This is a genomic window from Candidatus Paceibacterota bacterium (genome assembly GCA_035652395.1).
GTDB lineage: Bacteria > Patescibacteriota > Minisyncoccia > Phycocordibacterales > CAJBRS01 > JADGRH01.
Genome location: DASRDX010000009.1, coordinates 321,519 through 346,486, shown reverse-complemented (window position 1 = coordinate 346,486; position 24,968 = coordinate 321,519). Strand labels below are relative to the sequence as shown.

Below are 24,968 nucleotides of genomic sequence, written 5' to 3'. Positions count from 1 at the left end.
TTGCACATGTTAAAAATCAGATTACAGCGCACCGGACGAATCCATGAGCCGACTTTTCGGCTAATTTTAACTGACTCAAAGAACAGTACTAAAAGCGGCCGGGCCATTGAAGTGCTTGGCTCACACGATTTCCGCAAAACTAATACAGAGATTAATGCTGAAAGAGTGAAATACTGGATGAGTCAGGGAGCTAAACCAACCGATACCGTTCACAATCTCTTAATTTCAGAAAAAGTAATTGAGGGCAAAAAAATAAATGTCTTACCTAAGAAGACAGTAGAAAAGAAGGAAGAGCCGACAATCGAAGCTGCTCCAGCCGCCGAGCCAACTACAGCAGAAGCTCCAACTGAAACTTCGGCAGAGGCAACACAACCTCCTGAAAAACCTACGGCGGCTCCAGAACCAACACCTGAACCGGCAGCCGCTCCAGCCGCAGAACCAGCTCCTGCCGAGGCTCCTCCAGCGCCTCCTACTAAAGACCCTGCCTAAGGCAGACACTTGATACCAAGTCCTTAATCCCTGTATAATACCGGCATCAGTCGGGTAAAATCCGCATTGTCGGGTCGAATTTCGAAAGACATTTAAAATTCAATATGAACGAACAAGATACACAGTTTCTAGAGTTTGTGATCAAAGCTTTAGTAGACAATCAGAATGCCGTAAAGATCAACCGAACCGTTGATGAAATGGGAGTACTGATGACTCTTTCAGTCGATCCTGCCGACATGGGCAAGGTCATTGGCCGACAGGGCAATACTGCCAAAGCCATCCGCACTTTGCTCCGAGTCGTCGGGATGAAGAACAACGCCAGAGTCAATCTCAAGATTGAAGAGCCGGAAGGAGGAATGAAGAAAGAGCAGAGCGCTTCAAAGACCGTTGATGAAGTGATGGAAGATCTTAAGATCTAAATTTAAAACAAAAGCCGCCCCATTCGGGGCGGCTTTTGTTTTGGCTGACTTTGGCTTAAGCTATCTTCATGACGTTTCATATAATTACTCTCTTCCCAAACATCTTCGATTCCTACTTAAACGAATCAATTCTGAAACGCGCCCAGAAAAACCAGCTGATTAAATTCAGATTTTATAATCCGCGGGATTACGTCAAGCCAACCAAAGCTCAAAAAAGCAAAGAAAAACCTTACCTGCGAGTTGATGATAAACCATACGGTGGCGGGCCAGGAATGATTCTCCAAGCGCCGCCGCTGATTTCGGCTGTGGAGGCGGCGCGATCAAAAATAAAAAGTCAAAAGTTCAAAGTCATTTTCTTTTCTCCCCACGGCAAACAATTCAATACTAAATACGCTAAGATCGCGGCTAAAAAATATTCAGACATTATTTTAATCTGCGGTCGTTATGAAGGCATTGATGCCCGCGTGCGCAAGATTTTTAAAGCCGAAGAAGTTTCAGTCGGACCCTACACTTTAACCGGTGGGGAAGTCCCCGCTATGATTATGATCGATTCAATCTCCCGTCAGGTCAAAGGAGTTCTCGGCAACTTCCAATCTCTGGAAGAATCCCGAATTGCCGGCCGCGACGTCTACACGCGGCCGGCCTCTCTAAAATACAAAAGAAAAACTTACAGCGTTCCCAAAGTTCTCCTTTCCGGTCATCACAAAAATATTGATAAATGGCGAGCTAAATAAAAACGCTGGTTTTGTGAGTATAACCAGCGTTGGTCTTATGGAGTACCTGCATAGGTTATATCTACAGGAAAGGTGCCTGGCCTAATAATATTGATTAGACACATCATCGGACCCATGAAAATAATCAAAGCAGCGCCTAACGCGGCACCGATTATGATCAAGGACTTTACGGGCTCTATCACAAAGGACCGAAGAATGTTCCAACCGTAATGCTTCGGTTGCAACTCCTCCAGAAGTTCTTCGGGGAGTTCGTGCTTAACCAAGGCAGGAATCCAGTGCCATGTTGCAATCACTTGTTGTTCCGAACCGATGCTCCGGCAAGTGACTTGGCAATCCATCTTCCAAAATTTCTGGCTCTTTCGGACATTTGAGATCTCGAACACATACTCATAAATGTCCCCGCAACGAAGCGGTTTTAAGTAAGATAGATTCTTAATCCCAAGTGCGATCCACTCCCCAGCCTTGTCAAACTGAAGAAGTTGAAGAAACTCTGCTTCGGCTCTCGCTACTATTCCAATTCCGTGAGAAACCACAGAATGGAAAATAGAATGAGGAGCGAAACTCGATAAGCAATGTGCTGGGTTAAAATCCCGGCTGGCCAATGAGTGAAGCAAAATACGAAGCCGCGAAAGTCGTCGAGGTTTTGAAACCAAGACGAGCTTGTGGTTATCCTGTAACCAATGGAACATCTGGTCAATCGTTTTAAATCGATTCATCTCACCTCTTTCTAAGCCAATTAAGGCCCTTGATTGTTGAGAACTAATTTTTATAATTATGTCATATCTGATCCATAAAGTCAATGGAATGGCTTAAATAAAGGTTTATTGCTTGACACCAACAAGCAAAACGGCTATAATCATAACCTACTTTACGATTGAGTTACGGGGGATACTCAACCACAATTTAATTCTAGTTTAAGCCAACGCACTCGAAAAATGGAGAGGGCGAGGGTTTCGTTTACGCTTGTATCTAAAATCAAGTGTCTGAAAACGAGAGGGCTTTCAAATCAAATTTAAGCCCGAATATTTATTAATATCAGGAGCGGCGGCGAAGCCGCCGCTCCCCAAATAAGCCAAATGCTTAAAGAAAAAAAATATTTTAATAATTTTAAAACCCCCTTCGCCGAAATGCCCAATCTGGTTGAGGCCCAGACTGTTTCATTTAAATGGTTGCTTGATCACGGTCTCTCCGAAATTTTTAAAGAATTTTCTTCGATTAAAGACTATTCAGAAAAAAAATTCGAACTGGATTTCACCGGCTTTGAAATCGACTCTCCTAAAAATAATGAATTTTACGCCAAGGAAAACCGCATCTCCTATGAAGCTCCTCTAAAGGTAAAAGTGCGATTAAAGAACAAAGTCCTCGGCACCACCAAAGAGCAGGAAATTTTCATGGCCGATTTCCCGATGATGACAGATCATGGCACCTTTATTATTAACGGCATTGAGCGTGTCATTGTTCCACAATTAGCCCGATCCTTCGGGGTATTTTTTACTTCAGAAGAGCTCAAAGGGCGCATTTATTTCGGGGCCAAGGTCATTCCTTCTCGCGGTGCTTGGATCGAAATCGAAAGTGATCCGGACGGAGCCATGTATGTTCGCATTGACCGCAAGCGAAAATTCCCGGTTACCTCCTTGCTACGAGTACTTGGGGCGCAAACCGACAGCGACATTCAAGCTTTATTCAAAGACAATCAATTTGCCCGACCTATCATTGAGGCCACTCTAGCCAAGGATCATGCTAAAGTCGCTGACGAATCTTTTATTGAGATTCACAAGCGACTGCGCGATGGCGATCTAGCCACGGTAGAAAATGCCAAGGAATTCATCAAGTCCATTTTTAGCGAAGAGCGTTACGACCTTCAGAAAGTTGGCCGTTTCCGCTTCAACAAGCGTTTTAATAAACCGATGACGGAAAAGGAACTGGATCGTCACACCATTAATCTGGATGATATTGCCACTACCGTTTCTCACATTATCTATTTAAATAACAATGCCGACGCTTCGGCTGACGACATTGATCATCTTGGTTCCCGCCGCGTGCGTTACGTGGGCGAACTTCTTCAGCAGAAGATTCGAGTCGGTATGTCTCAGATTAAACGAAATATTCAGAATCGAATGTCTACTATTGATACTGATGCCACTTTACCAGTTCAATTTATCTCGCCGCGACCACTCCAAGCTCGTATTAAGGAATTCTTTACTACTAACCAGCTCTCTCAATTTATGCAGCAGGAAAACGTTCTGACCGAGCTCGAACATCTTCGAACTATTTCCGCTCTTGGCCCAGGAGGACTGACTCGTGAGCGCGCCGGCTTTGAAGTGCGTGACGTGCATCCGTCTCACTACGGCCGCATCTGTCCGATCCACACTCCGGAAGGTCCAAACATTGGTTTGGTACTTCACCTTTCCGTTTACGCTCGTATCAACGATTTTGGCATGATTGAAACTCCATATATTCGAGTAAAGGACGGCAAGATCACCAAAGAAATTAATTATTTAAATGCTCTGGAAGAAGAAGGATTCATTATTGCCCACGCCGCCACGCCCTATGATAAAGAGGGCAACATCAGCGCTGAAATGGTGGAAGTGCGAATTAAGAGCCAGCCCGGAGAAGTTCATAAAAATGAGGTGCAATATATGGATGTAGCTTCAAATCAGGCCTTTTCCATTGCTACCAGTATGATTCCATTTCTAAATCACGATGACGCTAACCGAGCACTCATGGGTTCGAACATGCAGAAGCAGGCTACGCCCTGCATCATTCCGGAAGCGCCGCTGGTGGCCACCGGCATTGAAGAGACGGCTGCTCGAAACACCGGCCGCGTAGTGGTAGCGCCCGAGGACGGCACAATCTCGAGCGTCGATGCTGAACGGATTAAATTTAAACCAGCTAAAGGCGGCAAGGAAAAAGAATTCACTCTCATTCGTTTTAATCGAACTAATCAGTTTACCGCTTTTCATCAGCGACCAATTGTTTCAGTCGGGCAAAAAGTAAAGAAAGGCGACATTTTGGCCGACAGCTCTACTACTGACAATGGCCAGATCGCTTTGGGCCAAAATATTTTAGTGGCCTTCATGTCATGGTCCGGCGCCAATTACGAAGACGCCATTATTCTCTCCGAGCGACTAGTTAAGGAATCGAAATTCGCCAGCGTTCACATTGATGAATTCGTTATTAGCGTTCGGGATACCAAACTTGGTCCGGAAATTACCACTCACGATATTCCGAATGTCGGAGAAGCTCGTCTGCGCAATTTGGACGAAGATGGAATCATTCGCATTGGCGCCGAAGTGCGACCGGGCGATATTATCGTCGGTAAAATTACGCCAAAAGGAGAAACTCAATTGACTCCGGAGGAACGATTGCTACGCTCAATCTTCGGTGAAAAATCTCGTGATGTTAAAGATACTTCCAAGAGAATTGAAAACGGTAAACGAGGCCGCGTTATCAGCGTCAAAGTTTTCTCTCGCGAAAAAGGCGACAAACTGGAATCGGGCGTCATTAAAAAAATTCATATTGAAGTGGCACAACTTCGCAGCGTTTCTGTCGGTGACAAGCTGGCCGGACGCCACGGTAACAAAGGAGTAATCTCCCGCATTCTGCCGGAAGAAGATATGCCATACATGGCGGACGGTACTCCCGTTGACATAATCTTGACACCGCTTGGCGTGCCAAGCCGTATGAACTTGGGCCAGATTTTGGAACTCCACCTTGGACTAGCTGCCAACACTCTCAATTATCAGGCTATTGTGCCTCCTTTTGGAGGAGCCACTGACGTGGAAATTAAGGAGGAATTGGTCAAGGCGGGGCATCAGCCAAACGGCAAGATGAAACTTTACGACGGCCGCACCGGCGAATCATTTGATCAGGAAATTGCCGTCGGATATATGTATATTCTGAAACTTCATCACATGGTGGAAGACAAGATTCACATGCGCTCTATCGGACCCTACTCACTCATCACCCAACAGCCTCTTGGAGGAAAGGCCCAAGGTGGAGGCCAGCGATTTGGAGAAATGGAAGTCTGGGCTCTGCTTGGTCACGGCGCCTCGCACACTTTGCGGGAAGTTTTGACTATTAAATCCGACGATATTACCGGTCGATCAGCTGCCTTCGATTCCATTGTCAAAGGCCAGAAGATTGTTGCTCCGAACGTGCCGGCCTCCTTTAACGTGCTGCTTCACAACTTGCGCGGTCTTTCTCTGGATGTCGAGCTGGAGAGAAATAATGAAAAATCCGACGAATAACTGCCCATCGTTAATCTATAACTTTTAACCTTTTACTTTAAATAACATATGCAACGCCATACCCCAGTCAAATATAAACATCAAGACGCCAGCACCAACGATTTTGATATTGTTTCCATCAAAGTCGCTTCGCCGGAGAAAATTAAGGAATGGTCTTACGGAGAGGTGACTAAGCCGGAGACGATGAACTACCGAACCCAACGTTCCGAAAAGAACGGGCTCTTTGATGAGAAAATCTTTGGCCCAGACAAGGATTACGAGTGTTATTGCGGTAAATATCGCGGCATTCGATATAAAGGTATCATCTGTGAAAAGTGCGGAGTGGAAATTACTCGTTCAATTGTTCGCCGTGAGAGAATGGGTCACATTGAACTGGCTACGCCGGTGGCCCACATTTGGTTCCTGCGCAGTATGCCCTCCCGAATTGGCTTGATCCTCGGCATGAGCAATGTTGATCTAGAAAAAGTAGTTTACTTTGCCGGATATTTGATTACTAAAATTAATGAAGATCAGAAATCCAAACTTCTGAAAGATCTGGACGCCGAATATAAATCCAAAGTTAAAGGTCTGCAGGATGAAAAGTCCAAGCAAGCAGTTACCGATCTCTTACTGACCGCCAAAAAGGAGATTGAGAGTGTGGAGATAGGGCGAGTTTTGGATGAAGTTTCTTATCACAAGTTTTCTCTAAAATACGGACCGATTTTTGAAGCCGGCATCGGAGCCGAGGCCATCTTCAATATTCTGAAGGGAATCGATCTGAAAAAGCTCTATCATAATCTGGAGAAAGAACTGGAAAATGCCACCTCCGTGGAAAAGGACAAGCTTCTGCGTCGTCTTTCCTTGGTGCGATCCATGATGGGGGCCGGCGTTCGCCCGGAATGGATGTTCCTCTCCCGTATTCCGGTCATACCGGCCGCACTTCGTCCGATGGTTCCATTAGACGGAGGCCGTCATGCCACTTCCGATGTGAACGATCTTTACCGTCGAGTGATTAACCGAAACAATCGTCTGAAGAAATTAAAGGAAATCAATGCGCCGGATGTTATTTTGCGAAATGAGAAAAGAATTTTGCAGGAAGCAGTAGACTCTTTAATTGATAATTCCATTCGTCACGGCAACACTCTCTTTGCCGGTGTAAATCAGGCTCAACGCCGACCACTTAAATCTCTCTCAGACAATCTCAAAGGCAAGAGGGGACTCTTTCGCCAGAATCTTCTCGGAAAACGAGTGGATTATTCCGGCCGATCCGTTATTGTCGTTGGCCCCGAGCTGGCCCTTAATCAATGCGGTTTACCAAAGCACATGGCCTTGGAGCTCTTCCGGCCGTTTGTTATTTCGGAACTATTGGCCAAAGAGTTGGCCTACAATATTCGCGGCGCTTCGCGCCTGATTGACGACGGCATCCCGGAAGTCTGGGCTATCTTGGAAGATGTGATTAAGGACAAATACGTGCTTCTGAATCGCGCGCCGACTTTGCATCGTCTTGGTATTCAGGCTTTTAAACCCGTTCTTATTGAAGGTAATGCCATTCAAGTTCATCCGCTGGTATGTTCCGCCTTCAACGCCGACTTCGACGGAGACATGATGGCCGTTCACGTGCCGCTTGGAGAAGAAGCCCAATACGAAGCGCGTGAAATTATGGCTTCGGACAAAAATATTTTGAAACCGGGAAGCGGCGAGCCAACCGTTACGGCCAAATTACTCGATGTAGTACTCGGCTGTTACTGGATGACGAAGGTTATTGCGGGACAAAAAGGGGAGGGAATGATTTTTGAAAGTCCTTCTAGTGCTTTGGCCGCTCACGATTTTGAAAAAGTCTCGTATCGCGCTGCCATTAAAGTATTGCCTTCAGATGAAAAGAAATACAAAGAATTCAAGGGTCAGCTTTTTGAAACTTCCGTCGGGCGATTGCTTTTCAATTTGATCCTGCCCGAAGATTATCCTTACATTAATAAAGAAGTGGAAAAGAAAACCATGGCCGTTATCGTCAATGATCTGATCAGCAGATACGGCATTGATTCAGTCCCGCCGATTCTCGACAAGATCAAGGCTTTTGGCTTCAAATATGCCACGCACTCCGGAGTGACTTGGGGTATTGATGATATTAAAATTCCCGAGGGCAAGAAACCGATTATCGATGCAGCCAAAGTAAAGTCAGATGAAATTGTCAGCCAGTACAATGACGGACTTTTGTCTGAAGAGGAAAAAACTCGAAAAAATATTGAAATTTGGCAGGCAGCTAAGGATCAATTGGAAAAACTCATTCCATCCACTTTTGATGTGAATGGTTCCGTTCATGATCTGGTAAATTCCGGCGCTCGAGGATCTCTCGCCCAGATTACCCAAATGGCCGGTATGAAGGGTCTGATTCAGAACTCAGCCGGAGATATTATTGAATTTCCGATTCTTTCCTCCAGCAAAGAAGGTCTGACTCCGATTGAATACTTCATTACTACCCACGGCGCCCGCAAAGGTTTAACTGACACCGCCCTCAACACAGCCAGAGCCGGTTACCTTACCCGTCGTCTTTTCGTTGTCGGTCAAAACATTATCGTTACGGAAAATGATTGTAAAACAAAAGAAGGAATATATCTGCGCAAAGGCACCGCTTCCGGTATTGAAGTAGCCTTGGCTAAAAATATCGGCGGCCGAGTTTTGGCCAGTGACGTTACCACTAAACGCGGCAAGGTTCTCTTTGAACGAGGCCACTTACTTTCTAAAGAAGATGCGGAATCAATTGAAGCCGAAGGAATTGAAGAAGTTCATGTTCGCTCCCCACTTACCTGCAAAACTCTTCAGGGCCTCTGTTCTCAATGTTACGGACTGGACCTCGGCAAGAATAAAATAGTGGATCTTGGCGAGGCCGTCGGAACGGTAGCCGCCCAAGCCATTGGTGAGCCGGGCACCCAGCTTACTATGCGTACTTTCCACTCGGGAGGTACCGCTTCAGCCGGTGGAGACATCACTCAAGGTCTGCCTCGAGTGGAAGAAGTTTTTGAAAAGCGTAAGCCAAAAAATCCAGCCGTAGTCAGCCGAATTGATGGCACCATTTCTGAGATCCGCAACAACGGACAGGAAAAAGTGATTGTCGTTCTTCCCGATATTCACGATAAGGGCAAAGGAGCCAAAAAGAAAAGCGAAGTGGAATACACTATTAGTTATTTGCGTACGCCGACGGTCAAAGTGGGAGATATCGTCAATAAGGGCCAGCTGCTATCCGATGGATCAGCCGACATTGATGAACTCTTCAAATACGCCGGTAAGGAACGAGCCGAAGAGTACGTTATTTCCGAAGTGAAGAAACTTTACGAACTTCAGGGAGAAGCGGTTTCTCGCAAACACATTGAAGTAATCGTTCGTCAGATGTTCGCTCGAGTGAAAATCAAGGAAGCGGGCGACACTAACTTCTCCGTTGGAGATGTCGTGGAAAGTTATGAATTCATCCTGGAAAATCGACTGGCGAAGGATAAGGGTAAGGAAGAAGCCAAAGCCGATTCCATCGTCATGGGTATTACTGAAGTTTCCATCTCTCGCCGCAGCTTCCTTTCAGCCGCTTCTTTCCAGCACACCACGCGGGTTCTGATCAACGCCGCTGTTCGAGGAAGCAAGGACTATCTCTATGGATTGATGGAAAATGTCATTATCGGGCGCTTAATTCCGGCTGGTAGCGGCTTTAAAGGCAGTCCGAAGTATGATCAGGTGAAAGCCATCACGGCCGAAAGTGAAAGGAATTCCTAACTTTATAGACTATCTTGTCCACCGTTGAACAAATTAAAGACCGATTAAAAATCGAGGATGTAGTGTCCCGCTATTTGAAATTGGAAAGAGCCGGAGCATCTTTGAAAGCCAAATGCCCGTTTCATAACGAGAAAACTCCTTCATTTTTTGTTTCGCCTGATCGAGGTACTTATTATTGCTTCGGCTGCGGAGCCAAGGGAGACATCTTCACTTTTGTAGAAGAATTTGAAAGAGTAGATTTTCGTGGAGCTTTGAAAATTCTGGCCGAAATAGCCGGAGTGGAAATTGTGCCGGAAAGACCGGCCGATCGGCAGAACAAGAACGAAAAAGAACGGCTTTTTGCCGTCGTGGAAGAGGCCGCCAGATTCTATGAGAGGAATCTGGCGGGAGAGGAAGGGAAGGCCGCGGCCGACTACCTTCTCGGCCGCGGCCTGCGTGATCGCACTATTAAGGATTGGCGCTTAGGTTTTGCCCCCGACGCTTGGGACACTCTACTGACACACCTCACCAAAAAGGGTTTTAAAGAATCTGAAATTGAAAAAGCCGGCCTGATCAAAAGAAGCGAGAAGGGTAGTGGTTTCTACGATCGCTTCCGCAGTCGCATCATGTTTCCGATCTTCGATTCATCCGGCCGAGTAATTGCCTTTTCCAGCCGAATACTTGAAAAAACTAATCCGCTTTCGCAAGGCTCCAGCGAGACGAAGGAAGCCAAATATGTTAATAGTCCGGAAACGCCCCTCTTTAATAAGTCGGAGGTTCTCTATGGTTACAATCGAGCCAAGTCGGCTATTCGAGAATTAAATTATGCAGTGCTAGTGGAGGGCCAGATGGATCTTTTGATGATGCATCAGTCCGGTCTTCGAAACACCGTTGCTTCAAGTGGCACCGCCCTCTCAGACAGACATTTGAAAATCCTGAAGCGAAGTTCCGATAATGTCCTTTTTGCCTACGATGGCGATCCGGCCGGCATCAAGGCCACTCTTCGCTCATGGGCGATCGCTCTGCTTCTTGGAATGGATGTGAAAATTGCAGCCTTTCCGGAAGGGGAGGATCCAGCTTCACTTCTCCAGAAAAGTCCGGAGCAAGTGAAAGAAGTTTTAAAAAATTCCAAGCATATCATTAATTTCTATCTGGACATCTTAATCGCCGAAGAATCCGATTCCAGAAAATTAGGCAAAAAGATAGAAGTGGAACTCTTGCCACTTATCCGGTCTCTGCCTTCTGATATTGACCAGCATCATTTTCTGAAAATGACTTCCGAAAAAACTAATATTCCGATGGATACTTTGACGGACGATTTGAATAAGATTACGGTGGAAGAGATAGGGGAATCTCAGAGCGGCGACTATAATTGGCCGGAAAACCCTACAGGTTTTCCGGCATCGCCTTCGCTCGACTTCCGAGAGCGAAGGCTGTGGGGAATTATCTTCTGGCAGGAAAGTTTAAAAGAGCCACAGTTTGAAACGGCCGAATTGCGCAGCAAAATAGCGGAAATTTTCGGACCGACTGAATTGGAAGAGAAGCTTAATTTGTCGCCGGAAGTGAAAGCCGATCTCATATTTGAAGCTGAAATACATTACGGCTCCCATCCGTCAGTTAAAAGTGAGGCTGAAGAACTATTATCCTATTTAGAGGAGGATTATTTAAAGGATCAACTCGGCAAAGCTTTGACTGATCTGCAAATTGCTGAACGAGAAAAGAACCCCGAGGAAGTGGAAAGACTCCTAACACTTTGCCAGGAGCTTTCGCAGAAAATCTCGGCTAAAAAGATTTCCCTTCAAAATGTTACAAATAAAGTATAAAATTATCATTTACATTAATGGCCAAGAAAAAAATAAAAAAGAATAAAGCTCGAAAAACCGCTTCCAAAAAAGCGGCTAAAAAGACTGCCAAGAAAGTTAAAAATCAAAAGGCTAAAACGAAGACAAGAGCCATCGCTTCGCCGATTAAACCGGCTGACCTTTCCAAGATGAGCAAGCGGCAGAGAGAATTTGAGATAAAGGCGGAAAAACTTTTGACTCGAGGCCGCGAGCGTGGATTTGTTACTTACGATGATATCTTGAGAGAATTTCCGACCGTGGAAGACGATGTGATGTTTCTTGATCACCTTTACGATAAACTTAGCACCGCCGGTGTGGATGTATTGGAAGGAGGCGGACTTCTGAACGTTAATCAGGATGATGAGGCCCTTCTAAAGAAGTATGTCTACAATCGTAACGATTCAAATTACGACTCCATTCAGATGTATTTAAAAGAGATTGGTCAGTATCCGCTTATTCTGGCTAATCAGGAAAAGGAGTTGGCTAAGCGAATTGAGGCGGGGGACGAAGAAGCTAAGAATCTTTTAGCCAAGGCCAATCTTCGTCTGGTGGTTTCCATTGCCAAGAAATACGTGGGCCGCAGCCCCGATTTAACCCTTCTAGACCTCATTCAAGAGGGAAACCTGGGCTTATTTAAGGCCGTAGATAAGTTTGACTGGACGAAGGGCTATAAATTCTCAACTTACGCCACCTGGTGGATTCGCCAGTCTATTACTCGTGCTCTAGCTGATCAATCACGTACCATTCGCGTACCGGTGCATATGGTGGAAACCATCGCCAAATACAAGCAGGTAGTTCGACGACTGACTCAAGATTTGGGTCGCGACCCACTACCGGAAGAAATTGCGGTAGAGATGGGAGTGGACGTGGATAAAATTTATAATATTGAAAAGATTGATCAGAATACCATTTCTCTTGATACACCTGTGGGAGATGAAGGAGATGATGGCAAGTCTACTTATGGTGACTTTATAGCTGATGAAAAAATCCTTTCTCCGGACCAGGATGCTTCGCGCCGAATTTTGCGAGATCAAGTAAAAGATATTTTGAATGATTTGTCAGAAAAGGAACGAAAAATTCTGGAGATGCGACACGGACTAAATGATGGAATTCAACATACTCTGGAGGAAGTAGGGAAGACCTTTCAGGTAACTCGCGAGCGTATCAGACAAATTGAGGCGAAGGCTCATGAGAAGATAAGGCAGCACGAGAAAGCTTTGAGATTGAGAAATTACTAAGAATTTCATGTGGAAGAGAGGAGAAAAGGAAACAGCGGAACGCAAAGCGTTCCGCTGTTTATGAGAAGAGGATGTTAGTGAGAAAACATCTCGAGATCGTGTAAGTGCTTCTGACGCTCACGCGTAGGTTTATTGATGGTGTTTTCTATTCTGTACACTGCAGTACTCAATGCCAGAAGACCTACGGCCACCATTATAACCACGGCGGTTAAACGCTTAACGAGAGGAATTTGTTTTCGGTCACCAACGACAATAGCCCCTGCGATCATTCCGATCGCAAACGCTAACGCACACAGGGTGAAGTAAATTTCGAAAATAGGATGCATTTGACTCCTTGTTTTAAAGAACCCGTGTTAGGTTCAACTGTTTTAATATTACCATAAATTGTCCCAAAAGTCAATAACAGAAAGTAGACCAAAAATGCAATAATAGAGCCATAAAATGGTAACTTCTCCTAAATTTCAAGAAACTTATAAGAACCTCAATAAACGTCAGAAAGAGGCGGTGGATACTATCGATGGACCGGTAATGGTGATTGCCGGCCCTGGGACGGGCAAGACGACCATTCTGACTCTTCGCATTGCCAATATCTTAAATCTCACCGATACGCCCGCCCACGGCATTCTGGCCATCACTTACACGGATGCAGGTGTCAGAGCTATGAGAGAGAAACTGCAAGAATTAATTGGCGATCGGGCCTACGAAGTCCGGTTGCATACTTTTCATAGTTTTGCTTCTTCTATTATTTCCGAATATCCCGATCACTTTCTGCATTTAATGGGAGTGAAGCAGCTAACTGAAGTGGAGCAGGAGGCGCTGATTCGGCAAATTTTGGCGGAGCCAAAATTTGCCTCCCTTCGACCGACCGGAAAACCCGACGTTTATCTCTCGAGCATTATTCGCACCATCGATGATGCTAAAAGGGAAGCCGTGACGCCAAACATGATTCGTGAACATGCCAAAACGGAAATTGAAAGACTTCAGAATGACGAAAGTTCTCTCTCAACTCGTGGCGCCACGAAAGGTCAGTTAAAAGCCGAAATAAAAGATAGTATTGAAAAAGCCGAGCGCACCATAATTTTTGCCGACATTTATGAGCTTTATGAAAAAGCCAAGATGGAAAGTAAGAAAATGGATTTTAATGATCTTATTATTGAACTCCTGTCAGCTTTCCAGAAGGACGAATTGCTCCTACGACTGATTCAAGAGAAATATTTATATATTCACGTTGATGAACATCAGGACACTAATGACGCTCAAAACCTGATCATAGGACTCTTGGCCGAATTTTTTGAAACGCCGAATATCTTTATCGTCGGCGACGAGAAGCAGGCTATTTATCGCTTTCAAGGAGCCTCGGTAGAGAATTTCTTTTTGCTCCAGCGGCGCTGGCCAGCCATGAGTGTTATCTCTCTCGACACGAATTACCGCTCGCATCAGAGCATTCTGGATGCGAGCTGGAGCATGATTGAAAAGAATTATGAAGGGGAGGAACATGTTGACTTGCGCATCGCTCTGAAATCTGGGAACAAGGAAATTCCCGAACCCCTTGAAATCGTTACTGGCGAAAACACGGCGGCCATGGAGTTGGAATTGGTGGAGAGGCTCCGCCGCCTGTCTCAAGAGGAGGTGACCCAAACGGCGGCCATCATCGTTCGGCGAAATCGCGATCTTGACCGCATTATCCGCCTTTTGGAATTTCATCGGATTCCGGTTTCATCGGAACGAAGTGTAGATATTTTCAATCATCCGGCTGGCCGTATTTTCTTCGATCTCTTGGAATATTTAGCCGATAACAGCAAGATTGAAAACTTGGCCAGCACTCTGGTTACTGGGCTCTGGAATCTTTCTTTTGAAGAAACCCACACCCTGCTCAGAAATATGCGAGCCGGCATCTCTACCGACTTACTGGCAAAAATTCCAGCTCTGAAAACCATTGCGGAAAGGCTGGTTTCGGTTGGACCTCTGGAATTTCTGATTTATACGGCCGAAATATCCGGTTTTGCCAATTTAGTAGCCAAAGATCCGGTCAGTGTCAGCGTCTGGCGGGGGATTGTGGCACTGGCCGAATCGTTAGTTCGCGAGGGAAGAATTGCCGATCCGCGGTCTCTTATTAAAGAATTGCTCTCATACAGAACTTCTGCTGAATCCAGAATGGTCAAGATTTCAGTCGGCATGCCGGAAATGCCGATTAAGGCTATGACGGCGCATGGCAGCAAGGGGCTAGAGTTTGATTACGTTTTTCTTCCCTACGCCACAGATCAGAGCTGGATCGGCCGGCCAAAAGGAGCTTCATTTCTGCTACCTCGAAAACGGACGACTGACAGCGATGTCGGAGATATCCGACGGCTTTTTTATGTTGCTCTGACCCGAGCCAGAAAACACGTGGTGTTAATGACTGCTCTCGCGGAAGCTGACGATACTCCGCTCTCACCTTTGCGTTTTATAGAGGAGCTCAATTCCAAGCATGTTGTGAAGAAGGTTCTACCGCAGATAGGAATTGAAAAAGTTTTTTCTCCAAATCGGAATTCTCTTGAATCAAGGACGGCCGATAAAATTGTGGATTTAGCCAAGCGCACTCTGATTGAACGAGGTCTCTCAGTCACCGCCTTGAACCATTTCATGGAATGCCCAAATAAATTTTTATATTTAAGTATTCTGAAAATGCCGGAGCCGCCGACGGCGGCCAGCGAAAAAGGAAACGCTATTCACGAGGCTTTAGCTCGAGCCTGGCAGGCGAACCAAAGAAATGAAGAAGAAATTATTAAGATCCTCACCAATTCAATTAATGAATACTTTGAGCGCTCATTTTTAGGCCTTCAGGAAAAAATACCGGCTAAAAATGAGCTTTTGGAAAATGTTCCGGTCGTGGCTAAGGCCTTGGGCCCACATTTTGAAGTACCGGTGGGCAGTCGAATCTTAACAGAGTGGCGGATTGAGAATAAATTTGACTCCTCCTACGAAAACCAATCAATTAACATTCCGCTTCACGGAAAGTTGGATGTGATTGTCGATACTGGAAGCGAAGCGTTAATCTATGATTATAAAAGTCGTCGATCCATGTCGGTCTCCGAAATTCGGGGCGAGACTAAAAATTCCGACGGTAATTATTTTCGCCAGCTCATTTATTATAAATTATTAACCACTAACCATGCCGATTGGAAATCCAAAACTATTACTCCGGCTTTAGTTTTTGTCACTCCTGACGATAAAGGCAGGTGTCCGATTATCAGCTTGGAGATTAAAGATAGTGATCTTGAGCGCGTGCGCGGCGAAGTGGAAAGTCTTCTCAAAAATGTCTGGAGCGGTGAAATTGCCGAAGCTACTTGTCCGGATGAGAAGTGCCAATGGTGTGGTTTGCGGCGATTCAATTTAAAGCAGTAAGTTAGCCATTTAATAGAAATTTCTCCAGATTTTGGTTTGACAGGGAATTCCTATTTGTTATAACAGGGGCAGAAAAACCACTAAAGGAGGTGATATATGGACAAAGTTCCAAGCCGGATTCCATATCAGTCCGGCCAAGAGCCAAAGCCGTGTGGACACTTTCTTCCGGACTGCCAGCTTGTAGAAATCACTGATCGCTATGGCGGTCGCAACAGGATCTATCATTGCATTGATCCGCTTTGCGGCGCCAGCGAAGAGGTGGCAGAAAAAACTGGGCTGGAAATCGGTACTTATAAATGTCCAGCCAGCCTGGAACCTCACACAGGAAAAGCACACCGCTTGAGTAAGGATGAACGTGAGCGGTTTCGGGCAGCTTTGCTTCAGGGGGTACCTGAGGAGAAGCTGAGGGCAGAGTACAAACTGGAAATTCAACCGGAGAAAAGTGATGACTGAAACGGCCAGATAAAAGGCGCGAATCTGAAAGATTCGCGCCTTCTCTTTTAATTTATTTAGCTGACTTTAGAATCTGATCCACCACAGATTTCAAATCATTATAGGAAACAGCGCCCAAGGGATTACCGGAAGCATCAGTCAGTGGATATTTTTTCCCGTCAGCGGTAATGAAGACAGTATATGGAGTACCCTGACCTCCCGCGGCCAAAGCGTCATTGCGTGCGTCCAAAACTTTTTGTTCGAATTTTTTACTGTCCAGACAATTTTGGAAAGTGGTCGTGTTCAGCCCCAACTGACCCGCCGTTTGAGTCAAAACTTTAGGATCAAGATTGTCATCAGCTTTGGTAACAGTGAAAATCTGATCTATAAATTTAAAGAAAGTATCATTGCCACCCTGATCAGCCGCACACTCAGCCGCTTCAGCTTCGTAAGGACCGCGACTATGAATTGGAAAATGACGATAAACCCAGGCCACCTCGCCACTACTGGTACCGTAGGTACTCATAATCTGGTTTAAGACCGGCTCATAAGCTTTACAGTACGGACACTCCAAGTCAGCGTATTCCACGATAGTGACCTTAGCGCCGAGTTTCCCCACAATATGATCGTCAGCCGTAACGGGTTGGATTACTTGTTCAGGGGTCGGTAGGGCGCCTAGATTAGAAGCCGGTTTTAGGGATGAATTAGAGCTTCGACTATTAAAAATTAGAGCACCTGCGACTATGATCCCTGCCAAGATAATGGCGGCCGGAATCATCAAATTATTTTTATTTTCCATATGTAGAAGCAGTATAACACCTGGAAGCTTGGCTTCCAAAATTAAAATCCCAGCGAAGAAGTAAGAGCTTTTTCTTGAGGTTCTTCCCAGCGACTTGAGTCTATAGGAATCTCGAAGATATCGTTTCCATCCTTATATTTGAGGTTCTTGTGAGAAAGAGCGTATTCATAGATTTCTTTGGTAATTTTCACGTCATCCAGGCAATATCTTTTTACTTTTTCAAATTCACCCGCGCGCCACCATTTAATGGCATCAAGTCCGTGACCTGATTTGGAAACGCCCAAAGTTCCTTCAGCGATTCGGCCGAGGCCAATTCTCCGTCCTAAAGATTTTTTCACCTCTTGCATGAGGTCGAGATGGCGAAGCTGGCGAAGATCCCCGGGATAATATTTGTTTAAAAGCGGCAGATCAAAATGCTCGGAATTAAAACCGATCAGCATGTCGGCCTTTTCCAAAATAGGCCAGAGGTTGGTCAATTCATTTTGTTCGAAACAAGTGTATTCATCTTTCTCTGAATCATAAATACCGACGACGGCAATATCCAAAAGAGCAGGATCGGCTCGGCCAACCTCGTCGAAGATGTTTGAAGTCTCAATATCAAAAACAATCTTGCGCATCCCGATTAAAAGTTAAAAGTTTAGAGTTAAAGATTTTCCTTCTTTTTCAAAATCTTTTTCTTTGGTGGTTTCTAAATTCTTGATCTTATAAGTACCCGTCTTTACTTCATCCGAACCGACAAAAGCAACATATAAAATTCCTTGTTTCTCCGCCTTTTTGATTTGATCGGCAATTTTTCTCTGGGAACTGTCCATGACGGTGTTGATTCCGCCTCGGCGCCACTTTTCAGCGATTTCCCAAGCTTCACTCACAGAAGATTCATCTAGCGGAAAGATTATCAATTTAGTTGAAGATTGATATTTTGGCAAAAGATTACGGCTTTCCAGAAAATTCAAAATAGTCACGTCACCCATACCAAATCCGACGGCCGGCACTTTTTCTTCTCCAAAAATTTCCAAAAGATCATCGTAACGGCCACCACCAAAAAGCGAGCGATTGTTTTCCGCATTGGTATCAAAGACTTCGAATATCAGACCGGTATAATAATCAAAGCCGCGTACTAAATGTGAATCAATTTTGACATTCGAAATCCCTTTTTGCTCGAGAATGTCAATAATGCTGTCAAGCTCCTCTTTAGCCTGTCGGATCTCCGGAAAGGCCATAGCCTCCTGATAATCAACGCTATCCTTGGCAAAATCCAAGAAATTAAAGGCTTTTCCGGCAACCTCCTCGGCTTTTTGATTAAATTCCGCCTCCGACATCTTGGCTTTCTTGTCAATCAAACGCCGCAAGGCATTTGATTGCTCCGGCTCCAGTTCATACCAGTTGTTGAAGACTGCGTTTAAGAGTTTTCGGCTGGAGAGGCGAATTTCAAAATCTTTTTCAGTTGCCCCAAAATTTTTCATAATCTGATTGGCTAAAATCAGAGTTTCAATTTCCGCTTCGAGGGAAGAGATGCCAAAGATATCAACGTTTAGCTGGTAATGTTCGCGCAATCTTCCGCGTTGAGGTCTTTCATATCGAAAAAGATTGGGAATGGAATACCAGCGCAGTGGAAAGGAGAGCTCGCGTTTTTTGGCGGCAATCATTCTGGTCACTGTCGGCGTCATTTCCGGCCGCAGCGTCACGCTTCGCTCGCCACGGTCGATGAATTTATAAGTTTGCTCGTTTACAATTTCTTCACCGGTTTTGGCTTCATATAATTCGGACGGCTCGAGCGGGGAAGCGTTATATTCCACGTACCCGAAACTCTCAACCGTTTTTCGCCAGACCTCAAAAATATATTTTTCCGCCGCCCAGTCTTCAGGGTAAAAATCCCGAACTCCCTTATATGATTCGGTGGAAATCTTAGATGATTTTTTATCAGAATTCTTCATTAGTTTTTAATTTTATCACAGAGGAGAGAAGTTTGCCTTATGTGGGAGATCGTGCTATAGTGTATCTGATCGTAGATTTTCTCGAAGGTTATCTAAGGTTACTTAGATCTGTTAGAGAAGGGTCGTCTCGATCCAAGTTAAGTAAACTTAGATAAAAATGGCAAAGAAATTATACGTTGGTAATTTGTCTTGGACTACTACCGCTGACAGCCTGAAAGACGCTTTTTCAAAAGCTGGCTCAGTGGTATCCGCCAATATTATTACCGACAAAATGACTGGTCGCTCACGAGGTTTTGGATTCGTCGAAATGGAAGACGCCGATGCCGAAGGAGCTATCAGCATGTACAACGGAAAGGACCTTGACGGTCGAACACTGACTGTCAATGAGGCCCGACCGATGACTGATCGACCTCGCCGAGAATTCGGAGGAGGCGACAGACGAAGCTACTAAATCTGTCATTCTCGCGAAGGCGGGAATTCAGAAGTCAACAGCCGCGCCGCAAGGCGCGGCTGTTGACTTTTTAAGCGAAGAAATAACGGATTTTATTTTTCTTGTCTCGCCATCTTAGCGCGCTCAGTCTTACTCAAAAACTTTTTGCGGATGCGAACATCTTTTGGAGTAACTTCGAGATACTCATCGTCATTCATTATTTCCAAACCTCGCTCAATAGTGATTTCAAGCGGGGGCGTTAAATATATAGTTTCGTCGGAGCCGGAAGCTCGCATATTGGTAAGCTGCTTGCCTTTAGTTGGATTAACATCAAGCTCATCACCTTTAGTGACGTTTCCAATAACCATTCCTTCATAAACTTCCGTACCCGGGCCAATGTATAGAAGCCCTCGGTCCTGAAGATTGCCAAGGGCAAAAGCCAAAGACTTGCCATTTTCCATGGAAGTCATGGAGCCAACCTCGCGTTTTTCAATTGGGCCAACATACGGTCGAAATTCCAGAAAACGGCTGGAGAGTAAACCTTCGCCCTTGGTATCGATGACGAACTGATTTCGCAGGCCAAGGAGTCCGCGAGTCGGTATTTCAAAAATCATTCTGATGACATTTCCATCTTGTTTCATGTTAGTCATAATGCCTTTTCGCTTGCCTAATTTTTCAATTACCGCTCCTGAAGCCTCGGTCGGCACTTCAATAACCGCTTCTTCAAAGGGCTCCAATTTCTGGCCATTTTCTTCCTTAATGATTACGTGAGGTTGGGAAACTTGAAGCTCGTATCCTTCACGCCGCATATTCTCAAGCAAAATGGCGATATGGAGCTCACCGCGGCCGTAAACTTTAAAGATGTCGTTTTGATCAAATTCCACTCGCAGACCGACATTGACTTCAAGCTCTCGTTCCAGTCGCTCGCGAATCTGACGGGAAGTGACAAACTTTCCACTGCGGCCGGCAAAGGGAGAATCATTTACTAAGAAATTAAGCGAAATAGTAGGCTCGTCTATTTTGATGGAAGGGAGGGGCGCATGATCTTCCGAGTCGGTGATAGTCTCACCAATGAAGATATCGGAGAGGCCGGCGACCAGAACGATGTCGCCGGCCGGAGCCGCTCCCACTTCTTTACGGGCGATTCCTTCAAAGGTAAAGAGTTTGGTAATTCTGCCGCTTCGACTTTCGCCACTTGGTTTTTTTATAAAAACAGTCTGGCCGGTTTTCAGGGTGCCGCTATAGATTCTCGCTACAGCCAGACGCCCGAGAAAATTGTCATATCCAAGATTGAAAGGCTGGGCTGTCAGGACAGCAGTTGTGTCGGAGGCCGCAGCCGGTATTTTTTCTAAAATCACATCAAGCAAGGGATCTAAGTTCTCTGATTGGTCGGCTAGATTTCTCTTGGCGATGCCATCACGACCGATGGCGTAGACGGTAGTGAAATCGAGCTGCTCTTCGTTCGCACCAAGATCAAGAAATAGTTCCAGAACCTGGTCATGTGCCCAGTTCGGGTTGGCGGCCGGTTTGTCAATCTTGTTCAGAATAACAATTGGTTTAAGGCCCAATTCCAAGGATTTTTTTAACACAAATCTAGTCTGCGGCATTGGCCCTTCCTGAGCGTCCACTACCAATAGAACCGAATCAATTGATCGAAGCACGCGTTCCACTTCCGAGCCAAAATCGGCATGTCCCGGAGTATCGACAATGTTTATTTTTGTGCCCTTGTACATGACTGAAGTGTTTTTGGCATAAATAGTAATGCCGCGCTCTTGCTCCAGAGCGTTCGAATCCATACTAATTCCTTCGCCCACTATGCCGGTCTGGCGCATCAGAGCGTCGGTCAAAGTGGTTTTGCCGTGATCAACGTGGGCTATAATGGCGATATTGCGGATTTCCATAAAAATAAATCCATAAAGTCTTAGATCACAGAAAGTTCTTAAAGCAATTTACTTTATAAACTTTATGGACCTTCGGGACTTTACGGACTATAATAATTTATCACAGATGTCTCTTATTCAAAATATTTCAATTTTTTCTCTTAACGCCCGGCAATCTCTGTGGCTCTTATGGCTTTTACTTTTCTTTCTCTTTGTAATTATGAGTTTTATCTTTTCCCGACAATGGAAAAATTACGGTATTCAAAATAGCAACTTAAGATTTGCCGAATTTATATACTACATTCTTTCCATTTTCTTGTTAGGTTTTGCCGCTATCTCTATTATTTTATTTAACGCCAATTTATGATTCAGTACGATCAGGGAGAAAAAATTAAACTGGTTTTAAAGAGATACAGTTTAGCTTTCACACTGGAGACATTATTTTTAATCATTGCCGCCATTTTGCCTTACATTGCTTATCGAAGCGGTCTGAGCCTGAAGGTCTACGATTTGTTTGGAGTTACTAAGAGTCCGCTTTTCTTAAATATAGGCTTATATATGTTGTGGCTACTCTTTGTCTGGATCCTTTTCTTTATTGCTTGGAGCGATTATTATCTGGATGTTTGGATTATTACCGATGGGCGAGTAATTGATGTAGAACAATACGGAATGTTTCGCCGACGGATTAATTATTACCGTTTGGATAGAGTGAGGGAGGTGGAACTTATAAAAACTAAAGGATTAGCTAAAGTTTTTAACTACGGAACGCTATTGGTAAAAATGGAAGGAGAGCAATTCATTATCGAAGAAGTGAAAGAGCCGGAAAAAATTAAAGATCTTATTTTAAATGAGCGACGGGAGATACTTTCGAGGCTGAATAGAAATATGGAGTTTGAGGCAGGGAAGTAAGAAAAAGGCCGGCCGCGAAGCGCCCGGCATTTTTCTTTATCTATTGGCTTATTTTTTATAGCAAAAAAATCAAAGCTCCCAGAGCCAAAGTAATACAGAGATCTCGCATGCCTAAAGCCCAATCTACTCGCCAGGCAAAAGGCACGATAGTTAGCCACCAAATGAAGGCAATCCAAGCAGCGACCAGCATGGCGCCGAACGGAAACATTAGGAAGAGCCCAAAAATGATATTGCCGAGAGAATGAATTCTCATTTCTGTGGCAGGGTTTTTAATAGGAGAAATTTTACTAACCCAAGCTGGTAAAAACTTAAACCATTCAGCGGGTTTGCTCATCTGATGAATACCAAAGACTAACATAGTAATCCCAATGGGCCATTGAATAATGGCAATTGCAGCATCAATGTTCATGGTATGTTTCTTAGCTAATAAAGTCTAATTGTACAAAATTATAGACGTTTAGACAGCTAGTTTCTGGCTAAGTGACCGACTCACCGAGCTGACTCGTGCAATTGGGGCAACGGCTTGCCTTGTTGGAGATCATAGTCTGACAGAACGGACAAAGTTTGGTGTTTGATTCCGGTGGCGGCGCTTTCCGTTTCATTTTATTTATCTCTCGTACAAAAAGAAAAATGACAAAAGCCACAATGACAAAATTAATGGCGTTATTGATGAAAAGGCCGTAATTGACGGTGGCTACTCCGGCTGATTTGGCCTCAGCGATCGTATTGTAATGATGAGAAGAGACGGCGATAAAACGGTTGGAGAAATCCAGCTTGCCTGTAACCAGACTAATTAAAGGAGAGATGATGTCATTTACCAGAGAAGTAACGATAGTGTTGAATGCGGCCCCAATAATAACACCAACGGCCAAATCAATAACATTTCCTTTGACGGCAAACTCTCTAAATTCCTTCAGAAGATTTTTCATCCCTTAAAATTAACAGATAATTTTTCACTAGTCTAGTTTTTCTTATTCCGCCAATATTGAAAAATGGGAGGAAGAAAAGAAAGAATGATAATTCCCAAAATAATGGGTAATAAATATTTATCAATATTTGGGGCAGTCTTACCCAAGAAATATCCGAGGCTACAAAGCAAGACCGTCCAGATTAAACCTCCAACAACGTTGTAACCTAGAAAGATTCGGTACTTCATTTGACCAACTCCGGCTATAATTGGAGCGAAAGTTCTGATAATAGGAATGAAACGCGCTAGAATAATTGTTGACTTGCCATGTCGCTCATAAAACTTTTCCGCCCGCTCCGCATATTCTTTTTTGAAAAAAAACGAGTCGGGCCGCTTAAAGAGCCGCGGCCCGACTCGCTTTCCAAAGGCATAGCCAACGCTATCACCCAAAACCGCTGCCAGAAAAGTGCCGATTATAAGAACAACGATATTTAATTGACCTTCCGAGGCCAAAAGACCGGCCGTAAAGAGAAGGGAATCACCCGGCAGGAAAAACCCGAAAAAAAGTCCCGATTCCGCAAAAATGGCTAAAAATATGCCAAAAAGACCAAAAGCGGGAATTATCTCTGTGGCCTTTAAAAATAGAAGAAGAGACATTCAAATATTCTATCAGAGTAATAGGTAAGTTTAAGCCGGGTTTTAGGACCTTTCTCTTGACTTTTAGAAAGCATGTGATAATGTCCAGAGTAGCACTCATCGCTAAAACTCAACCTGAAAGGAAACAGCAGATGAAAAAAAAGTTCGTTGTTAGCATGATTTTTGGCTCGATTTTGGCGGCCCAAGCCTCAGTTCAACCTGATGCTCAAGCCTCAAATATCTCCAAACCCACTCCTCTTCGCCCATATATTCCTCACAAGATCTCTCCAGCAATCCCTACCCCGAAGACTCCCACTCAAGTCAGTCGGAGCGTCGCTCAACAAGTCACCAAGCCCGGTTTTCCGAAAGTTCTCTTCATCGAAGGAACGCGCCGGCAAATCGCCACTGCTTTTCAGAAAGTGGATGTGATCTGCTTTCGGGCTCGACTTACGTGGTATAACTGGTTTGAAACTCGCTGGAGCAAGGTCAAGAAATGTCTCGTTGCCGCCGGTGATGGTTTGACGCGTAAGCGTAAAACCGCAGCTGGCGATCGACTCACTGTGATTTCCAAAGAAAATCCTGTTGGTCATTGTGCCGCTCCATACTGGGTACCGCTGGGAAGTGCGGTATTCAAGGTTATGGATGACGGTACCTTATTGCCATTTATCGTAACTGATCGACAGAAAAGTGATGTTTCTCGAAACGGTCTCTGGAAGTTTGACTTTTGCGAAAGGCCGCATTCTGGCGCCGACACGGGTCGGGTGATAGTCAGTAAATACAAAGGACCACTCCCTTACTCGCACCTCTTCGTAAGTGAGAAAAAGGCGGTGGCGTATGAAGCCCTACGACTGGCCCAAGGAAAATCTTCATGGTTTTTCAGCAAGTCCGGAGCTCCGCTTCTGGCCAAAAATTAGGCAATTTTTCCCGCATTCGTATCAGCGAATGCGGGATTTTTTATTTTATCTTTAA

At 44.8% G+C, this 24,968-nt stretch carries 22 protein-coding genes; 13 read left to right on the top strand and 9 right to left on the bottom strand.

Translation table 11 applies throughout. The features are described 5' to 3' along the window. The first annotated feature begins 6 nt into the window (after nucleotides 1-6). From rpsP to trmD, 3 genes are all read left to right on the top strand, one after another. Nucleotides 7-489: a 30S ribosomal protein S16 gene (gene rpsP, locus VFA52_02130; GenBank protein HZS42996.1), complete on the top strand. Its 483-nt coding sequence runs from the start codon at nucleotides 7-9 to the stop codon at nucleotides 487-489. A gap of 104 nt (nucleotides 490-593) precedes the next feature. After that, complete coding sequence (locus VFA52_02125; GenBank protein HZS42995.1) at nucleotides 594-908, top strand: KH domain-containing protein; 315 nt, start codon at nucleotides 594-596, stop codon at nucleotides 906-908. Between the two features lie 68 nt (nucleotides 909-976). Next, nucleotides 977-1,642, top strand: coding sequence for a tRNA (guanosine(37)-N1)-methyltransferase TrmD (gene trmD, locus VFA52_02120; protein HZS42994.1), 666 nt, complete (start codon nucleotides 977-979; stop codon nucleotides 1,640-1,642). A gap of 35 nt (nucleotides 1,643-1,677) precedes the next feature. Here the strand turns inward: trmD and VFA52_02115 are convergent, their stop codons facing one another. Then, nucleotides 1,678-2,358, bottom strand: a complete 681-nt coding sequence (locus VFA52_02115; protein ID HZS42993.1) for a MaoC/PaaZ C-terminal domain-containing protein — start codon at nucleotides 2,356-2,358, stop codon at nucleotides 1,678-1,680. Between the two features lie 360 nt (nucleotides 2,359-2,718). On the opposite strand from VFA52_02115, the gene VFA52_02110 reads away from it, so the two are divergent. From VFA52_02110 to VFA52_02095, 4 genes are read left to right on the top strand one after another with little or no spacing between them, the layout of a single operon-like run. Next, nucleotides 2,719-5,892: a DNA-directed RNA polymerase subunit beta gene (locus VFA52_02110; protein ID HZS42992.1), complete on the top strand. Its 3,174-nt coding sequence runs from the start codon at nucleotides 2,719-2,721 to the stop codon at nucleotides 5,890-5,892. A gap of 48 nt (nucleotides 5,893-5,940) precedes the next feature. Continuing rightward, the gene (gene rpoC / locus VFA52_02105; GenBank protein HZS42991.1) at nucleotides 5,941-9,630 is read left to right on the top strand and encodes a DNA-directed RNA polymerase subunit beta'; all 3,690 of its coding nucleotides are present in this window, start codon (nucleotides 5,941-5,943) and stop codon (nucleotides 9,628-9,630) included. Between the two features lie 14 nt (nucleotides 9,631-9,644). After that, entirely contained in the window at nucleotides 9,645-11,432 is a 1,788-nt protein-coding gene (gene dnaG, locus VFA52_02100; protein HZS42990.1) for a DNA primase, read from the top strand. A 17-nt stretch (nucleotides 11,433-11,449) separates the two neighbouring features. Beyond that, nucleotides 11,450-12,688: a sigma-70 family RNA polymerase sigma factor gene (locus tag VFA52_02095; GenBank protein HZS42989.1), complete on the top strand. Its 1,239-nt coding sequence runs from the start codon at nucleotides 11,450-11,452 to the stop codon at nucleotides 12,686-12,688. 74 nt (nucleotides 12,689-12,762) lie between these two features. Here VFA52_02095 and VFA52_02090 read toward each other — a convergent pair whose 3' ends face one another. After that, on the bottom strand, nucleotides 12,763-13,014 hold the full coding sequence (locus VFA52_02090; GenBank protein HZS42988.1) for a hypothetical protein: 252 nt from the start codon (nucleotides 13,012-13,014) through the stop codon (nucleotides 12,763-12,765). A gap of 115 nt (nucleotides 13,015-13,129) precedes the next feature. Between VFA52_02090 and VFA52_02085 the strand changes: the two genes are divergently transcribed. Both VFA52_02085 and VFA52_02080 read left to right on the top strand, forming a co-directional pair. Then, complete coding sequence (locus VFA52_02085) at nucleotides 13,130-16,072, top strand: ATP-dependent DNA helicase (GenBank protein HZS42987.1); 2,943 nt, start codon at nucleotides 13,130-13,132, stop codon at nucleotides 16,070-16,072. Between the two features lie 96 nt (nucleotides 16,073-16,168). After that, a complete protein-coding gene (locus tag VFA52_02080) occupies nucleotides 16,169-16,525 on the top strand; it encodes a hypothetical protein (GenBank protein HZS42986.1) in 357 nt (118 codons plus the stop codon). A 52-nt stretch (nucleotides 16,526-16,577) separates the two neighbouring features. Here VFA52_02080 and VFA52_02075 read toward each other — a convergent pair whose 3' ends face one another. From VFA52_02075 to hisS, 3 genes are read right to left on the bottom strand one after another with little or no spacing between them, the layout of a single operon-like run. Then, the gene (locus VFA52_02075; protein HZS42985.1) at nucleotides 16,578-17,303 is read right to left on the bottom strand and encodes a thioredoxin domain-containing protein; all 726 of its coding nucleotides are present in this window, start codon (nucleotides 17,301-17,303) and stop codon (nucleotides 16,578-16,580) included. A 41-nt stretch (nucleotides 17,304-17,344) separates the two neighbouring features. Then, a complete protein-coding gene (locus VFA52_02070; protein ID HZS42984.1) occupies nucleotides 17,345-17,920 on the bottom strand; it encodes a ribonuclease H-like domain-containing protein in 576 nt (191 codons plus the stop codon). 12 nt (nucleotides 17,921-17,932) lie between these two features. Continuing rightward, entirely contained in the window at nucleotides 17,933-19,237 is a 1,305-nt protein-coding gene (gene hisS / locus VFA52_02065; protein HZS42983.1) for a histidine--tRNA ligase, read from the bottom strand. Nucleotides 19,238-19,394: 157 nt separating this feature from the next. Here hisS and VFA52_02060 point away from each other — a divergent pair, with 157 nt between their 5' ends. Beyond that, nucleotides 19,395-19,688, top strand: a complete 294-nt coding sequence (locus VFA52_02060) for an RNA-binding protein (GenBank protein HZS42982.1) — start codon at nucleotides 19,395-19,397, stop codon at nucleotides 19,686-19,688. 92 nt (nucleotides 19,689-19,780) lie between these two features. Here the strand turns inward: VFA52_02060 and typA are convergent, their stop codons facing one another. Further along, complete coding sequence (gene typA, locus VFA52_02055) at nucleotides 19,781-21,568, bottom strand: translational GTPase TypA (GenBank protein HZS42981.1); 1,788 nt, start codon at nucleotides 21,566-21,568, stop codon at nucleotides 19,781-19,783. Nucleotides 21,569-21,767: 199 nt separating this feature from the next. Between typA and VFA52_02050 the strand changes: the two genes are divergently transcribed. Both VFA52_02050 and VFA52_02045 read left to right on the top strand, forming a co-directional pair. Next, nucleotides 21,768-21,914, top strand: a complete 147-nt coding sequence (locus VFA52_02050) for a hypothetical protein (GenBank protein HZS42980.1) — start codon at nucleotides 21,768-21,770, stop codon at nucleotides 21,912-21,914. Continuing rightward, a complete protein-coding gene (locus VFA52_02045) occupies nucleotides 21,911-22,456 on the top strand; it encodes a hypothetical protein (protein HZS42979.1) in 546 nt (181 codons plus the stop codon). The genes VFA52_02050 and VFA52_02045 overlap by 4 nt, the downstream gene beginning before the upstream one ends. A gap of 55 nt (nucleotides 22,457-22,511) precedes the next feature. On the opposite strand, the gene VFA52_02040 is transcribed toward VFA52_02045, so the two are convergent. The 3 genes from VFA52_02040 to VFA52_02030 all read right to left on the bottom strand — a co-directional run bounded on the left by VFA52_02040 (nucleotide 22,512) and on the right by VFA52_02030 (nucleotide 24,020). Beyond that, complete coding sequence (locus VFA52_02040; protein ID HZS42978.1) at nucleotides 22,512-22,865, bottom strand: hypothetical protein; 354 nt, start codon at nucleotides 22,863-22,865, stop codon at nucleotides 22,512-22,514. Between the two features lie 67 nt (nucleotides 22,866-22,932). Further along, nucleotides 22,933-23,385 carry a large conductance mechanosensitive channel protein MscL gene (gene mscL, locus VFA52_02035; GenBank protein ID HZS42977.1) on the bottom strand — a complete coding sequence of 151 codons (453 nt, stop codon included), beginning with the start codon at nucleotides 23,383-23,385 and terminating at the stop codon, nucleotides 22,933-22,935. Between the two features lie 32 nt (nucleotides 23,386-23,417). After that, nucleotides 23,418-24,020, bottom strand: a complete 603-nt coding sequence (locus tag VFA52_02030) for a VTT domain-containing protein (protein ID HZS42976.1) — start codon at nucleotides 24,018-24,020, stop codon at nucleotides 23,418-23,420. Between the two features lie 131 nt (nucleotides 24,021-24,151). On the opposite strand from VFA52_02030, the gene VFA52_02025 reads away from it, so the two are divergent. Then, nucleotides 24,152-24,913 (top strand): hypothetical protein, encoded by a 762-nt coding sequence (locus VFA52_02025; GenBank protein HZS42975.1) that lies wholly within the window; start codon nucleotides 24,152-24,154, stop codon nucleotides 24,911-24,913. The last annotated feature ends 55 nt before the right edge of the window (nucleotides 24,914-24,968 follow it).